This window comes from Burkholderia sp. THE68 (assembly GCF_009938265.1).
Taxonomy (GTDB): Bacteria; Pseudomonadota; Gammaproteobacteria; order Burkholderiales; family Burkholderiaceae; genus Caballeronia.
Genome location: NZ_AP022315.1, coordinates 1,517,977 through 1,532,641 on the forward strand (window position 1 = coordinate 1,517,977; position 14,665 = coordinate 1,532,641).

Annotated in this window: 13 protein-coding genes; all 13 read right to left on the minus strand. The window is 64.2% G+C overall.

The genetic code is table 11. The features are described from left to right. Positions 1 to 22: 22 nt before the first annotated feature. Positions 23 to 1,174, minus strand: coding sequence for an ATP phosphoribosyltransferase regulatory subunit (locus tag BTHE68_RS07195; protein WP_162065756.1), 1,152 nt, complete (start codon positions 1,172 to 1,174; stop codon positions 23 to 25). Positions 1,175 to 1,300: 126 nt separating this feature from the next. Beyond that, complete coding sequence (locus tag BTHE68_RS07200) at positions 1,301 to 1,486, minus strand: DUF2065 domain-containing protein (protein WP_061178603.1); 186 nt, start codon at positions 1,484 to 1,486, stop codon at positions 1,301 to 1,303. A gap of 60 nt (positions 1,487 to 1,546) precedes the next feature. Then, positions 1,547 to 2,449, minus strand: a complete 903-nt coding sequence (gene hflC / locus BTHE68_RS07205) for a protease modulator HflC (RefSeq protein ID WP_162065757.1) — start codon at positions 2,447 to 2,449, stop codon at positions 1,547 to 1,549. A gap of 11 nt (positions 2,450 to 2,460) precedes the next feature. Beyond that, entirely contained in the window at positions 2,461 to 3,870 is a 1,410-nt protein-coding gene (gene hflK, locus BTHE68_RS07210; RefSeq protein ID WP_174257994.1) for an FtsH protease activity modulator HflK, read from the minus strand. 67 nt (positions 3,871 to 3,937) lie between these two features. Next, entirely contained in the window at positions 3,938 to 5,206 is a 1,269-nt protein-coding gene (hflX, locus tag BTHE68_RS07215; protein ID WP_162065759.1) for a GTPase HflX, read from the minus strand. 88 nt (positions 5,207 to 5,294) lie between these two features. Then, entirely contained in the window at positions 5,295 to 5,531 is a 237-nt protein-coding gene (hfq, locus tag BTHE68_RS07220; protein ID WP_008349383.1) for an RNA chaperone Hfq, read from the minus strand. A gap of 161 nt (positions 5,532 to 5,692) precedes the next feature. Then, entirely contained in the window at positions 5,693 to 7,033 is a 1,341-nt protein-coding gene (gene der / locus BTHE68_RS07225; RefSeq protein ID WP_061178606.1) for a ribosome biogenesis GTPase Der, read from the minus strand. A 397-nt stretch (positions 7,034 to 7,430) separates the two neighbouring features. Then, on the minus strand, positions 7,431 to 8,576 hold the full coding sequence (gene bamB / locus BTHE68_RS07230) for an outer membrane protein assembly factor BamB (protein ID WP_162065760.1): 1,146 nt from the start codon (positions 8,574 to 8,576) through the stop codon (positions 7,431 to 7,433). Between the two features lie 122 nt (positions 8,577 to 8,698). Then, positions 8,699 to 9,328: a tetratricopeptide repeat protein gene (locus BTHE68_RS07235; RefSeq protein WP_162065761.1), complete on the minus strand. Its 630-nt coding sequence runs from the start codon at positions 9,326 to 9,328 to the stop codon at positions 8,699 to 8,701. 53 nt (positions 9,329 to 9,381) lie between these two features. Beyond that, positions 9,382 to 10,731, minus strand: coding sequence for a histidine--tRNA ligase (gene hisS, locus BTHE68_RS07240; protein WP_162065762.1), 1,350 nt, complete (start codon positions 10,729 to 10,731; stop codon positions 9,382 to 9,384). Between the two features lie 6 nt (positions 10,732 to 10,737). Then, the gene (gene ispG / locus BTHE68_RS07245) at positions 10,738 to 12,066 is read right to left on the minus strand and encodes a flavodoxin-dependent (E)-4-hydroxy-3-methylbut-2-enyl-diphosphate synthase (RefSeq protein ID WP_162065763.1); all 1,329 of its coding nucleotides are present in this window, start codon (positions 12,064 to 12,066) and stop codon (positions 10,738 to 10,740) included. Between the two features lie 146 nt (positions 12,067 to 12,212). After that, the gene (locus BTHE68_RS07250) at positions 12,213 to 13,313 is read right to left on the minus strand and encodes a RodZ domain-containing protein (RefSeq protein WP_162065764.1); all 1,101 of its coding nucleotides are present in this window, start codon (positions 13,311 to 13,313) and stop codon (positions 12,213 to 12,215) included. A 183-nt stretch (positions 13,314 to 13,496) separates the two neighbouring features. After that, positions 13,497 to 14,639: a dual-specificity RNA methyltransferase RlmN gene (rlmN, locus tag BTHE68_RS07255; RefSeq protein ID WP_162066818.1), complete on the minus strand. Its 1,143-nt coding sequence runs from the start codon at positions 14,637 to 14,639 to the stop codon at positions 13,497 to 13,499. Between the last annotated feature and the right edge of the window lie 26 nt (positions 14,640 to 14,665).

Consider the following 14,665-nt stretch of genomic DNA (forward strand, 5'->3'; position numbering starts at 1 on the left):
CAAGCGATTGTATTCGTCGCGCTCAGGCGCGCGCCTCGACCGTCCACTTGCCGTCGCGCTCGACGAGCACGCGGTCGAACGCGAATTCGTCCAGAACGTGATCGTGGCCGGGCAGCGCCTGAATCACCACTTCGCCGGCGTCGCGCAGCGCGAGAATCGCCGCGAGCAAGGGCTCGTCGTGCTTCCACGGCGCGAGGATCGCGCTCCCGCGCGCATCGACCGGTGAAATGCGCGCCACTTCGCGCAGGTCGAGCGAAAAGCCCGTCGCGGGCCGCGCACGTCCGTACGCGAGACCGACGTCGTCGTAACGGCCGCCGCGCGCGACCGCGTTCGGCACGCCGTCGACGTAAGCGGAAAACATGACGCCGCTGTGATACGCATACCCGCGCAGGTCCGCGAGATCGATCATCAGCTCCGCGCCTTCGACCCGGCCGGCGAGGAACGCGAGATCGTCGAGCGCGCGCGCGATGACCGGCAGATTCGGCAGACGCCCGCGCGCGATCTGCAGCACCGAAGCATCGCCATACAGCGACGGCAGCGCGCGCAGCGCCTCGCGTGGCACCTGCCCGAGATGCGCGGTGAGTTCGTTCAGACGCGGTACGTCCTTGCTCGCGAGCGCGTCGTACAGCGCTTCGCCCAGCGTGGCCGCAGCGGGCTCCAGTTCCAGCAGCGCGGCAAGCACGCCCGCGTGGCACAGATCGAGACGCACTTTCCTGAGACCTGCCAGATGCAGCGAATCGAGCATCAGTTGCTGAATCTCGAGATCCGCTTCGAGGCCGGCATGGCCGTAGATTTCGGCGCCGATCTGAATCTGCTCGCGCGTCGCATGCAGCCCGCGCGGACGTGTGTGCAGCACGACGCCCGCGTAGCACAGGCGCGTCACGCCCTGCCGGTTCAGCAGGTGCGCGTCGATGCGCGATACCTGCGGCGTGATGTCCGCGCGCAGGCCGAGCGTGCGCCCGGACAGCTGATCGACGAGCTTGAAGGTGCGCAGATTGAGATCGCTTCCGCCGCTCGTCAGCAACGATTCGAGATACTCGAGCATCGGCGGCATCACGAGTTCGTAGCCGTACGAACGGAAACGGTCGAGCAGACGGCGGCGCAGTTCTTCGATCTTGCGGGCTTCCGACGGCAAGACGTCGGCGATATTCTCGGGCAATAACCAGGTGGACATCGATACGTTTCCTACGGGACGCGAGGCTCGGCGCATTTCACGCGGCGCTCGCGGACTTCAACGGTCAGGGACGAAGGGATAAGGACAAGATAGGCGAAATGGCGGCATGCTGCCGGCGGCGCCGGTTCACGTCGCGATCAGCAGCAGAATCAGGCCGAGCACCATCGCGATCAGCCCGCCGATGCGGATATGGTGCAACGGCCGCTCCGCGATGCGGCGAAAGGTATCGCGCCAGGCGGTCGGAAAAACGAAGGGAAACATGCCTTCGATAATCAGCATCAACGCAAGAGCGAGCAGTAACGTCTCGGCCATGTCCGGGGAAGTTGAAGCGCCGCGCGACGAACACAGTCCATTGCGCGGCGCGGGCGATGATCAGCGCTTCGCCGTGGCGGGGGCCGACGCATCCGGCGCGCCGCCCGTCGGGCTCTTCATGAAGCGGAAGAAGTCGCTGCTCGGATCGACGACGATCACGTCGCCCGGCTTGAACGTCTTCTTGTACGCTTCGAGGCTCTGATAGAACTGGTAGAACTGCGGATCGCGACCGTACGCGTCGGCTGCGATGGCCGCCGACTTGCTGTCGCCTTCGCCCTTGATCGACTGCGCCTGGCTGTAGGCGTCCGCGAGAATCGCCTGTTGCGTGCGTTCGGCGTCGGCCTTGATCTTGTCCGCTTCTGCCGTGCCCTTCGCGCGCTCGTTCGCCGCCGCCTGCTGGCGCGCCGCGATCATGCGCTTGTAGACAGAATCGGCCACCGCCGACGGAAAGTCGATGCGCGTCATCTGCAAATCGACGAGTTGCACGCCGAACGCCGCGGCCGCGGCCTCCACGCTCTTCTGCGACTCGCTGGCGAGCGCCTGTTGATTGCCGAGCGCGTCGGTCAGCGAACGCTTCGCGAAGCCGCTCGCGAGCGAGGCGCGCGCGAGCGCGACGATGCGCTCCTCAGCCGTCTGCGTGTTCTTCTCGTTGCTTTCGAAAAGCTTCAGCGGATCGGCGACGCGGTACTTGATCACCGTGTTCACCAGCACTTCGTTCTTGTCCGCGGTCGAGAAGCGATCGGCGCCGGATTCGTCGATGGTGAGCGTGCGCGTGTCGATAAGCGTGAGCGTCTGGAACGGCGGCGGCAGCTTGAAGTGCAGGCCGGGGCCTTCCTGTCGCGGATTGCCTTCGCCGTGTGCGGCGACGATGGCGGCATGTCTTTCGTCGACGGTGAAGATCATCGACGAACCGATGAACAGCACGATGACGACGGCGACGACGAGCGCAATGATTCGATTCATGTTCGCGCTCCTTATTGCAGGTCTTCCGACCGGCTGCGGGAGCGGAACGCGTCGCGCGAGCGCAGCGGATCGCCGGCATTCGCGCTCGCCCCACTGGCGGCGCTGGCAGCGCTCGCCGCGCTGGCGGGTGCGGCCGCAGCCGGCGCCGATGCGCTCGCAGGACCCTGCGCGCGCGCCTGCGGACCTTCGGCCGTAGCCGGAGCACTCGATACGGCCCCGCCGCTCGTGCCTTCCGTGGATTCCTTCGCCTGCTGACGATTGGCTTCGATGAGCTTGTCGAGCGGCAGATAGACCACGTTATTGCCGGCCTTGCTGTCGACGAACACCTTGGTAGTGCGCGAGTAGATCTGCTGCATCGTGTCCAGGTACATGCGTTGACGAATGACCGCGGGCGCCTTCGAATACTCCGCGTACACCTCCTTGAAGCGTTCCGCGTCGCCCTGCGCCTGCGTGACTTCGCGATTGCTGTACGCCCTCGCCTCGTCGATCAGCTTGCCCGCGTCCGCCTTCGCGCGCGGCAGCAACTGATCTGCGTAGGCTTGCGCGGTGTCGCGCGCGCGTTCGTTGTCCTGGCGCACGCGCGCCGCTTCCTCGAACGCGGACTGCACCTGTTGCGGCACCTGCACGCTCTGCACCGCGACGCCCGTGACCTGCAGACCGGTGCGATACGTGTCGAGCGAACGCTGGATCGCTTCGATCAGGCGCGCGCGCAGCGCCTCGCGATCCTTGTAGAGCATGTCGTCCGTCTTGAGTCCGCCCGCGATCTCGCGAATCGCCGCCTGCGCGGCCTGCGTGACGCTGTCATCCGCGTTGACGCTGCGGAACAGAAAATCGGTGGGTGACTTGATCTGATACTGCACGGCGAAGCGCACGTCGACGATGTCGGCGTCGTTCGTCAGCAGCGATGCGTCGCGCACGTTGCCTTGCGACAGCGCGGTGCCGCGCCCCACTTCGACAGAACGAATCTGCGACGTATCGACGATGTCGTTCGACTGGAACGGATACGGCAGGCGCCAGTGAATGCCTTGCGCGACCGTCTGACGATACTTGCCGAACTGCGAGACGACGCCGACATGTCCGTCCTGAACGACGAACACGCCGCTGCCGAGATAGATGGCGATCAGCACGCCGATGACGATGCCGACACCGATCTTCGTGCCGCGCCCGTTGTCGCGCGGCGCGCCGCCGTTGCCGTTGCCGGGCTTGCGTCCGAACACACCCGCGAGGCGACGATTGAACTCGCGCCACATCTCGTCGAGATCGGGCGGACCTTCGTCCTTGCCGTTCGGGCGCTTGCCGTCTTGCGGACGCTTCGTGTCGTTCTTCACGCCATTGCCTTCGCCCCGACCCCAGCGCGGATCGTCGATCGAAAAGACGGCATGCTCAGCTTGCCGGTTAGTCCGCTCTTTGTAGTCGTTCACTCGGTGATTCACCATTAGACAGCCGGTCGGCCGGGTCGATGCCGGGGCGATGCGATTCCGAAGCAGCTCAATGTCCGTGCTCGGGAACCTTTCGATCGTCACGCTCAACGGGTGGCCGATGGTCGTCCGGCTGCGCGTTGGTGTCGTGTATGGCGTTTGACCCGGACTGCGTGGATTGCGTTGCTTCGGACGCCTCGTGCGACTCCGGAAATTCGGCGAGCACGCTGGGCAGTCCCGCGTCGGGTTCGTCGGATTCCGCCGTGGCGATTTCGGCGATGGCAGCGCGCAGCGCATCGAGCCCCTGACCCGTGCGTGCACTCAAGAAAACGCGCGAAATATTACCATACTCGTCCCTTTCAACCGCCTCGCCGCGGGCCGCGAGTTCGGGCACGGCATCGATCTTGTTGAAGACGAGAATCTGGCGGATATTGTCCGCGCCGATGCCGCGCAACACCTCGTTCACCTGATCGATCTGATCGAGGCGCACCGCGCTCGATGCATCGACGACGTGCAGCAGCACGTCCGCGTGAATGGTTTCCTCCAGCGTCGCGCGGAAAGCCGCGACGAGCTGGTGCGGCAATTCGCGGATGAAACCAACCGTGTCCGACACGACCACATGCCCCGCTTCCTCGCCGAGGAACACGCGACGCGAAGTCGTATCGAGCGTGGCGAAGAGCTGGTCGGCGGCGTACGCCTGCGCCTTCGTGAGGGCGTTGAAGAGCGTCGATTTGCCCGCATTCGTATAGCCGACGAGCGACACCGACATCGTGCGATTGCGCACCCGCTGACGCCGCTGCGTACCGTGCTGGCGGCGCAGTTTTTCGAGCCGCGACTTGAGCGCTTTGATGCGCTCGCCGATCAGACGGCGGTCGGTTTCGAGCTGCGTTTCGCCCGGTCCGCGCAGGCCGATGCCGCCCTTCTGGCGTTCCAGGTGAGTCCACGCGCGAATCAGGCGCGTCGACAGATATTGCAGCTGCGCGAGTTCGACCTGCAGCTTGCCTTCGTGGCTGCGGGCGCGTTGCGCGAAGATATCGAGAATGAGGCTGGTGCGATCGACCACGCGGCGATTCAGCGCGACCTCAAGATTGCGCTGCTGCGCGGGCGCGAGCGCGTGATTGAAGATGACGAGTTCGACGTCGTTCGCTTCGCACTGCAGGCGCAGTTCCTCGACCTTGCCGCTGCCGATGAACATTTTGGCATCGGGGCTCGAACGGCGGCCGGTGAGCGTGACGGCGGGATGGGCGCCCGCACTTTGTGCGAGCAAGCTGAGTTCTTCCAGACTGGCTTCGAAATCGATCTTGCCGAAGTCGATGCCGACGAGCGCTGCGTTGATCAAATTGATGTGTTCAGGTTTTTTGAAGCGACCGGCGAGTTGCTTAATGTTCGCTTTAGAAATGGCAAATTTGCGCCGGCCGCAACGATGTTTAGGACGGTTCAGCGTCCGGGTGGAAATTCACCGGACGGGCCGGCACGACCGTGGAAATGGCGTGCTTGTAGACCATCTGGGTGACCGTATTTCGGAGCAACACGACGTACTGGTCGAACGATTCGATGTTCCCTTGAAGCTTGATGCCGTTGACCAAATAGATCGACACCGGCACGTGCTCTTTACGCAGTGCGTTCAAAAACGGGTCTTGTAACAATTGCCCTTTGTTGCTCATAGCAAACTCCGTGTTTTTTTGCAGGTTGGAAGTATTGTGGACGAAGAAAAAGAGATCCGCCGACAATCGCTACACTATAGCCGATTTTCGCTGTTTTACGTTTTCGGCCCCCGTCGGCCAAATGGCCAGCGAACGCCGTAACGCAAGGCTTCACGCGGTTCTCACTCCTTGTCCGCGTAAGGATTCCGGCTCGACCGGAACTCTATGCGAAGTGGAGTGCCGGCGAGCCCAAAAGTTTCGCGAAAACGCCCTTCCAGATAACGCTTGTAGGTATCCGTGATCGCATCGAGCGCGTTGCCGTGCACGACGATGATCGGCGGATTCTGCCCGCCCTGGTGCGCGTAACGCAGCTTCGGCCGCACCGGGCCGCGGCGGCGCGGTTGCTGGAATTCCACCGCGTCGATCAGCGCGCGCGTGAGCTTCGGCGTCGGCAGTTTGGCCATCGCGGCGGCGTAGGCATCGTCGACCGATTTCATCAATGCACCGATACCCGTCTTCTCCAGCGCGGAAACGTAGTGGAATTTAGCAAAGTCCAAAAACTTGAGCTTGCGCGTGAGGTCCGCCTTCGTGCGCTCACGCACATGCGAATCCAGCCCGTCCCACTTGTTCACGCCCACGACCAGCGCGCGCCCCTGTTCGACCACGAAACCCGCGATGTGCGCGTCCTGTTCCGAAATGTCCTGCTGCGCATCGAGCAGCAGGATCACGACATTGGCGTCCGAGATCGACTGCAGCGTCTTCACGACCGAGAACTTTTCGATCGCTTCGAATACCTTGCCGCGGCGACGCAGGCCGGCCGTGTCGATCAAGGTGTATTTGCGGCCTTGCCGCTCGAAATCAACATAGATCGAATCGCGCGTGGTGCCGGGCATATCGAACGCGATCACGCGCTCCTCGCCGATCAGCGTGTTCACGAGCGTCGACTTGCCGACGTTCGGACGCCCGACGATCGCGATCTTCACGCCGTGTTGCGCCTTCTCTTCTTCCGATTCTTCCGGCTGATCCTTGTACGCGAGATCGAGCGCGTCGTTGATCATCTCGAGGACGCCATCGCCGTGCGCGGCCGAGATCGCGCGCGGGTCGCCGAGGCCGAGTTCATAGAAGTCCGACGCGACCGCCGTGTACTTCATGCCCTCCGCCTTGTTCACGACCAGAAAGAGCGGCCGGCCGGTCTTGCGCAGATAGTCGGCGATCGCCTTGTCCTGCGGCGCGAGGCCGTTGCGCCCGTCGACGATGAACACGACGACGTCGGCTTCTTCGACCGCCTGGCGCGTCTGGCGCGCCATCTCGTGCAGGATGCCGTCCTTCGCCACCGGCTCGAAGCCGCCCGTGTCCACCACGAGATACGGCCGCTCGCCGCCCAGACGGCCTTCGCCGTAATGACGGTCGCGGGTCAGGCCGGGCAAGTCCGCGACGAGCGCGTCGCGCGAACGCGTGAGCCGGTTGAAAAGGGTCGATTTCCCCACATTGGGGCGCCCGACGAGGGCAATCACGGGTTTCATCTGATTTTGTTCAAGGTTGAACGCAAGGCGAACGCGGAACGGGCGGTAGAAACATCTCGTTGCGTTCCGCTACGCCGCGCAATGGCTGCGCTTATCGAAAATTAGCATGGATTCGGCTTGCCGCACGCGAGGCGCGTCGGCCGACCAGACTTGACGGCGGTCATTCGCCGGTTTGCCTCTTGGGAGGCTCATCTTGCGCGACGCTCACGCGCGCCGCGCTTCATTCTTGCGACCCTGCTCTTGCATGCGGGTTTTGTCGCGATGCGCGCGGCGCACCGCTTCTTTCTCGTGCGGCTCGTCGTGGCGAGCCTGCCGCACCGCCATGAAACGACGGCGCGCTTCTCTGCCGGCAACCGCGAGCGCGCGTCACTCACGCTCGCGGCCGCCGCATTTCGGATCAGTTGCCGGGCCTGAAGCCGTAGAGATCACCGTCATGCGTCTGCACGACGAGCGTGTTGCCCGCGAGCACCGGCGCCGCGGTGATCGCACTGCCGTCGGTCGGCGCGCGGCCGACGAGCTCGCCGTTCTCCACGTTGAGGAAGTGCAGGAAGCCCTTGTAATCACCCACCACGACAGCGCGGCCGAGAATATACGGCACGCTGACACTGCGGTTCTTCAGCGTATCCGTTTTCCAGATCTGCGAGCCATCCGACGCGCGGAACGCGTTGACGACCGACCAGTCGTCGCCAGCCGCGACGATCTGTTCGTCCTGCGCGAGGCCGCTGTCGCTCGAGAAATTCTTTTCCCACACCGGACGGCCCGAGTTCGCATCGAAGCAGCCGATGCGGCCCTGGAACGTCACCGCGCAGGTCTGCGCGCCGACGAGGCCCGGCGCGCCGGTCACGTCGTTGATGCGCTCGACTTCGGTCACGCCCTTCGGATACGACACCGGCGCCTGCCAGTAGGCATCGCCCGTCTGCAGGTTGATCGCCGCGAACGTGCCGCCGGGGAAGCCCGCGAGCACGGCCTGATTGCCGGCGAAGGTCATGCCAGCCGCGACACGCAGGTTCAGCGGTACGGCGCGCAACTGGAAGACCCACTTCTGTTCGCCGGTCTGCGCGTTGAACGCGATGACCTTGCCGTCGATCGTGCGTACGATCACGAGATCGTTGCCGACGAGCGGCGGCGAGACGATCTCGCCCGGCGCCGTGGCGGTCCACAGCAGCTTGCCGTCGGAGCCGAGCACATCGACCTGGCCCTTCAGGCCGCCCACGGCCGTCAGATTGCCGTCGCTGCCGACGCCGGCGGAGAGATCGTCCTTGAGCTTGGTGCGCCAGACGTCCTGGCCGGTCTTCGAATCGATCTTGGCGACGGTGCCGTTCGTGCCGGCGGCGAAGACGTAATCGCCCACTGCCACGGGCGAGAACAGATAACGGCCGGCCTTGCCGACGCTCGCCTTCCACGCCTGGTTGACATTCAACACCGGCTTGAACTCCGCGAGCGGTACCGGCGTGCGGCGCTCATCCTTGGTCGACGAGCAAGCGGCCAACAAGACGGTCATCGCGCAAGCGAGCGGCACAGCGTAGCGTTTCAAAAAAGTCATCGGTGGACGCAACATGAATGGGTGAATTGGGTTGACCGGCGCTCTGCGCCGCGTCGCTTCATGCGACGCTTCGGCGCGGCGGCTCGATTGAGCGATGGTTGACGATACGAAAACGCAGCGGATCAACCGCCGAGCGCATCGAGCTTGAACTGGATCAGCTGACGCGCGGACGTGTCGTTCTCGGGCAGCGCGGCGAGCGCGACCTGGTAAGCCGAGCGCGCATCGTCGCGTTTGCCTTGGGCGGCGAGCAGGTCGCCACGGCGATCCGCGATCACGCCCTTGAACGCATCGAGAGGCTGATCCGCGAGCAGCTTCAGGCCTGCGTCGTAGTTCTTCTCGTCGAGCAGAACGAGCGCGAGACGCAGCTTCGCGATCTGCTTGTACTCGTTGTCCTTCGCGTGATCGATGGCCCATTGCAACTGAGCCTTCGCACCCGCCGTGTTGCCCGCCATGTAGAGCGATTTGGCGGCCGCGAGCGCGGACATCTGCGCGTAACCCGTGCCGCCGAACTTGTCTTCCATGTCCGTCGCCACACGTGTGACCAGCGCCTGATCGTTGCCGTTCACCGCCTGCTGCAGGTGGTCGTACAGCACCGATGCCTCGGCTGCCTGATGGCGCTGCCAGTAGTTCCAGCCGTTGTAGCCGGCCGAAATGATGAGCGCCACGAGCACGATCCAGGTCGTGGCGTTGCCCCATTTGGCCCACCAGGCCTTTACGCTTTCAAGTGATTCTTGTTCGTCGTGATAGCTCATCGTCCAGCTATTCCTTCCTGCGTTTCAAATTCCTCAAACGAGTGGCGCGCTTTTCAGGCACCCTCGTCATCGGCGGTTGCAACCATCGCATTGATTAGGTATTCGGTCAAGTCTTCCGCCGGAACGTTGACCTGCTCGTTCTTTTGCCCGTCGGACATTTCGTTGCCCGAACGGCGCAGCGGTTTGACGCCGATCATGCCTTGCGCGAGTTCGTCCTCACCGAGCACGATCGCGAAGGCCGCGCCGCTCGCGTCGGCCTTCTTCATCTGCGACTTGAAGCTCGAGGACGCACCGTCCGGGCTGCAATGCAGGATGACATCGAGACCGGTATCGCGCAGACGCTCGGCGACGATGAACGCCTGCTCCGCCGCCTGTTCGCCCTGATGCACGACGTACACGTCCGTGCCTTCCGCTTCCGGCACGAGTTGCTCTTCCTTCAGCAATTCGAGGATGCGCTCGACGCCCATCGCCCAGCCGCACGCGGCCGTCGGCTTGCCGCCGAGCTGCTCGATCAGCGGGTCATAGCGACCGCCGCCCGCGACCGTGCCTTGCGCGCCGAGCTTGTCGGTGACCCACTCGAACACGGTGAGGTTGTAGTAGTCGAGACCGCGCACGAGACGCGGATTGATCTTGAACGGAATGTTGTTGGCCTTGAGCAGCCGTTGCACGCCTTCGAAATGCTTGCGCGACGCATCGCCCAGAAAATCGACCAGCTTCGGCGCGTTCTGCGCGATCTCCTGCATGGCAGGATTCTTCGTGTCGAGCACGCGCAGCGGGTTCGTGTAGAGCCGGCGCTTTGCTTCCTCGTCGAGCGAATCGACATGCTTCTCCAGATACGCGATCAGTTCCTTGCGATGCGCGGCGCGCTCCTCGGCCTGCCCCAGCGAATTCAGTTCGAGGCGAATGCCGGTGAGCCCGAGATCGTCCCAGAGACGCTGGCACATCATGATGATTTCGGCGTCGGTATCCGGGCCCGCGAAGCCGAGCGCTTCCACGCCGACCTGATGAAACTGCCGGTAACGCCCGCGCTGTGGACGCTCGTGACGGAACATCGGGCCGACGTACCACAGGCGCTTCGGGCCGTCGTACAGCAGGTTGTGCTCGATGGTCGCTCGCACTACGGCAGCGGTGTTCTCCGGGCGCATCGTCAGATGCTCGCCGTTCAGAGAATCCGTGAAGCTGTACATCTCTTTCTCGACGATATCGGTCACTTCGCCGATACCGCGCGTGAACAACTGCGTATGTTCGACGATCGGCGTGCGGATGTTCTGATATCCGTAAGCGCGCAGCATCGACTTGACGGTGGTTTCGAAGAAGTCCCACAACGCGGCATCCTGCGGGAGGATGTCGTTCATGCCCTTCACGCCGCTCAGTTTTTCGAGCCGTTTCTTCTGTTCAGTCATCTGTCTTCAAAGGGTTGCGGTAGATGTCTCTTCACGCTTGCCTGCTTCCTGCCCGTAGGTGCGCTCGACATAGTCGCTGACGATTTGCTGGAATTCCTCGGCGATGCGCTCGCCGCGCAGCGTCTTTACCTTGACGCCGTCGATGAACACGGGCGCCGCCGGATTCTCGCCCGAACCCGGCAAGCTGATGCCGATGTTCGCGTGCTTCGATTCGCCCGGCCCGTTGACGATGCAGCCCATCACTGCGACATGCATTTTCTCGACGCCGGGGAAACGGTCGCGCCACGTGGGCATCGAGTTGCGCAGATACGACTGGATTTGCGAGGCGAGTTCCTGGAACAGCGTGCTGGTCGTACGGCCGCAGCCGGGGCACGCGATGACCATCGGCGTGAAGGAACGCAGGCCCATCGTCTGGAGGATTTCCTGGCCGACGACCACTTCACCCGTGCGCGCGCCGCCCGGCTCGGGCGTGAGCGAGATGCGGATCGTGTCGCCGATGCCTTCCTGCAGCAACACCGACAGCGCCGCCGTCGACGCGACGATGCCCTTCGAACCCATGCCCGCCTCGGTCAATCCGAGGTGCAGCGCGAAGCTGCAACGCTTCGCGAGTTCACGGTAGACGGCGATGAGGTCCTGCACGCCGCTGACCTTGCACGACAGGATGATCTTGTCGCGCCCGAGGCCCAGTTCGACCGCGCGCTCCGCCGAGCCGATCGCCGACTGGATCAGCGCTTCGTACATCACGCTTTGCAGTTCCCACGGCGTCGAGCGCGCGGCGTTTTCGTCCATCATGCGCGCGAGGAGGTCCTGATCGAGACTGCCCCAGTTCACCCCGATGCGCACCGGCTTGTCATATTTGATCGCGGCTTCGATCATCTGCGCGAACTGCGTGTCGCGCTTCGCGCCCTGCCCCACGTTGCCCGGATTGATGCGGTACTTCGAGAGCGTCTCGGCGCACGCGGGATAGTCGCGCAGCAGCAAATGGCCGTTGTAATGAAAGTCGCCGACGAGCGGCACCGTGACGCCCATGCGATCGAGCTGCTCGCGCACATGCGGCACGGCGGCCGCCGCTTCCGGCGTGTTCACGGTGATGCGGACGAGTTCGGAACCTGCCTGCGCGAGTTCCTTGATCTGGATCGCGGTGCCGATCGCGTCGGCGGTGTCGGTGTTGGTCATCGACTGCACGCGCACCGGCGCGTCGCCGCCGATCGTGACGAGCTGGCCGCCCCAGCGCACGTCGACCGCATGCGAAGCGCGACGCGCCAATGACCCGCCGAAGACCGGTTCGGTCGAACAAATCTTGCTGCTAATCAGAGATTGAGCTTCGGATTGCATCGAAAAACCCTTTGGCAACCGTCGCGCCGAAGAGGCGGCGAGTTGCGTGTGTTTAATCTCAAACGGGCGTCACGGCCTGCACCGTGACGCCCCTGACTGATCGGTCGCGCTGATCGGTCATGCCTTGCTCAGACGACCTCGCGCGCTCAGGGCAGCGAAAGGCGCGCGACGTTTCCGCGTGCGGATGAATAGCGCTTGGCGTCGACCGGTTCGTCGTCGACGGACAGGGATTCGACACCCTTCACGTTGCCGACGGTCACCTTGAACGGCGCCTCGCCTTCCACGCGCTGCGTGTTGCCGGCGCGCACGAGGCCGGAAAACAGCTCCTTGCCGTCCTTGCCGCGCACGCTGAACCAGCTATCTTCCTTCACTTTCAATTCGACTGCGCCGGAGCCGCTGCCTGCGACCGTCGGAGCGGACGCCGCAGCCGGTGCCACCTTCGCCGCCGATGCAGCCGCCGGCGCGCTCGCGCCCTGCACCGCCGACAGCGTAGACGACGAGGCCGGCAGCGCGTTCGTGCCGAGCGGACGCGGCATCGGCTGCTCGCCGGGCGCGGCGGCCACTTCGGGCAGCGACGCTTCGCCCGTGTTCGCAGCGGCCGCCTCGTCGGGTGTCGGCGCGGACGACGTGGCGGCCGGCTCGTTCGACGTCGAACTCGGCGTCGACGAAAGGCCAACGCCCGTGCTCGCCTTCAGGCGCGCGAGCCAGTTGCTCGAATCGCCGCCGGTGTGCCACATCACGAGCACCGCCAGCACGACGATGATCGCGAGGACGCCCCACATCCACGAACGCCGGCGACCCGACGATTTGCCGAGCGGCACCGACACGCGTCCGCGCGGCAGACCCGCGCCCGCCGATGCCGGCACCTTCAGATTCTGCTCGAGGTCGCCGCCAGTGCGCCGGAACGCCAGCGTGAAGGGCGCCGGATCGGCACCGAGGATTTTCGCGTAGCTGCGCACGATGCCCGCGGCAAACGTGCGATCGGGCAGATGACTGATATCGCCGGACTCGAGCGCGAGCAGCTTCGACGGCGACACCTTGAGGCGCGCCGAAACGTCGTCGATCGACCATGCTTTCGCCTGACGGAGCTGCGCGAGACGCGCGCCGACCGCCTGTATCGAGTCCAGCGGCACCGCCTGACTCGGATTCGACGCCGCCCCTTCCGCACCGGTCTGACCGTCGTGCTGACCGCCGGGCCGGTTACCGGTTTGACCGCCGAAAGGCGTCGGGTGCTGCGGCTCACTCATGCCAAATTCCTCGCATCGATTCTTCTATATAGCGCTATTGCTACGTTCGGTTCGAAAAAACCATGTGAACGATACAACCCCGGCGCCATTGCAGACCGCTTTATAACAAAATGTTCGGCTTCTCGTGCCACGTGCTGGCGTTTGCCACGCTTTTCGCTGCGGCCGTTTCACCTTGAACTGCCGTCAGACCGCGCGCACCTCGATCGTCTTGCCGCCCGTCCGGCTCATGCGCTCCGCGAGACGCGTGCGATCCTGCACCGCGCCGGCAAGCTGGCCACAGGCGGCGTCGATGTCGTCGCCGCGCGTCTTGCGCACCGTGGTGACGACGCCCGCATCCATCAAAACCTGCGCGAAACGCTTGATCTGCTCGTTCTTCGAACGCGTCAGGCCCGATTCCGGGAACGGATTGAACGGGATGAGGTTGAACTTGCACGGCACGTCGCGCGTGACGGCGAGCAATTCGCGCGCGTGCGCTTCGCTGTCGTTCACGCCGTCGAGCATGCAATATTCGAACGTGATGAAGTCGCGCGGCGCAACCTTCAGGTAACGCTGGCACGCGGCCATCAATTCGCGCAACGGGTACTTCTTGTTGAGCGGCACCAGCATGTCGCGCAGCGGATCGTTCGGCGCGTGCAGCGACACCGCGAGCGCGACGGGCAAGTCCGCAGCCAGACGGTCCATCATCGGCACGACGCCGGACGTGGACAGCGTCACGCGCCGGCGCGACAGGCCGTAGGCGTTGTCGTCGAGCATCAGGCGCATGGCCGGCACGACCGCGTCGTAATTGAGCATTGGTTCGCCCATGCCCATCATCACGACGTTCGTGACGACGCGTTCGCCCTTGCCCGGGCCGCCGACCTCACGCCCGAGCGACCTGCGCAGCGCGAACTCCGCCATGCGCAACTGACCGATGATCTCGCCCGTGGTCAGGTTGCGGGAAAAGCCCTGCTTGCCGGTGGAACAGAACCGGCAGTTCACCGCACACCCCGCCTGCGACGACACGCACAGCGTGCCACGCGTTTCTTCGGGGATGAACACGGTTTCGACCGCGTTGCCGTTACCGACGTCGATCAGCCACTTGCGCGTGCCGTCAGTGGAAACGTGGTCCTGAATGATGTCGGGCATCGCCATATTGGCGCGGCCCTTGAGTTTTTCGCGCAGCGATTTCGCGAGGTCCGTCATGCCGTCGAAGTCGTCGGCACCGTATTGATGGATCCAGCGCTGCAATTGCTTGGCGCGAAACGGCTTTTCGCCCAGGCTCGCGCAATACGCGGTGAGCCCGGCGGCGTCGAGATCGAGAAGATTGACGGTGGTGCTGCTCGTCATGTCGAATTCTGCCATTTCAGATTTGC

Coding starts and splice junctions, on each gene's coding strand:
- BTHE68_RS07195 (WP_162065756.1), bottom strand. CDS start 1,174: ATGTCCACCTGGTTATTGCCCGAGAATATCGCCGACGTCTTGCCGTCG.
- BTHE68_RS07200 (WP_061178603.1), bottom strand. CDS start 1,486: ATGGCCGAGACGTTACTGCTCGCTCTTGCGTTGATGCTGATTATCGAA.
- hflC (WP_162065757.1), bottom strand. CDS start 2,449: ATGAATCGAATCATTGCGCTCGTCGTCGCCGTCGTCATCGTGCTGTTC.
- hfq (WP_008349383.1), bottom strand. CDS start 5,531: ATGAGCAACAAAGGGCAATTGTTACAAGACCCGTTTTTGAACGCACTG.
- der (WP_061178606.1), bottom strand. CDS start 7,033: ATGAAACCCGTGATTGCCCTCGTCGGGCGCCCCAATGTGGGGAAATCG.
- bamB (WP_162065760.1), bottom strand. CDS start 8,576: ATGACTTTTTTGAAACGCTACGCTGTGCCGCTCGCTTGCGCGATGACC.
- BTHE68_RS07235 (WP_162065761.1), bottom strand. CDS start 9,328: ATGAGCTATCACGACGAACAAGAATCACTTGAAAGCGTAAAGGCCTGG.
- hisS (WP_162065762.1), bottom strand. CDS start 10,731: ATGACTGAACAGAAGAAACGGCTCGAAAAACTGAGCGGCGTGAAGGGC.
- ispG (WP_162065763.1), bottom strand. CDS start 12,066: ATGCAATCCGAAGCTCAATCTCTGATTAGCAGCAAGATTTGTTCGACC.
- BTHE68_RS07250 (WP_162065764.1), bottom strand. CDS start 13,313: ATGAGTGAGCCGCAGCACCCGACGCCTTTCGGCGGTCAAACCGGTAAC.
- rlmN (WP_162066818.1), bottom strand. CDS start 14,639: ATGACGAGCAGCACCACCGTCAATCTTCTCGATCTCGACGCCGCCGGG.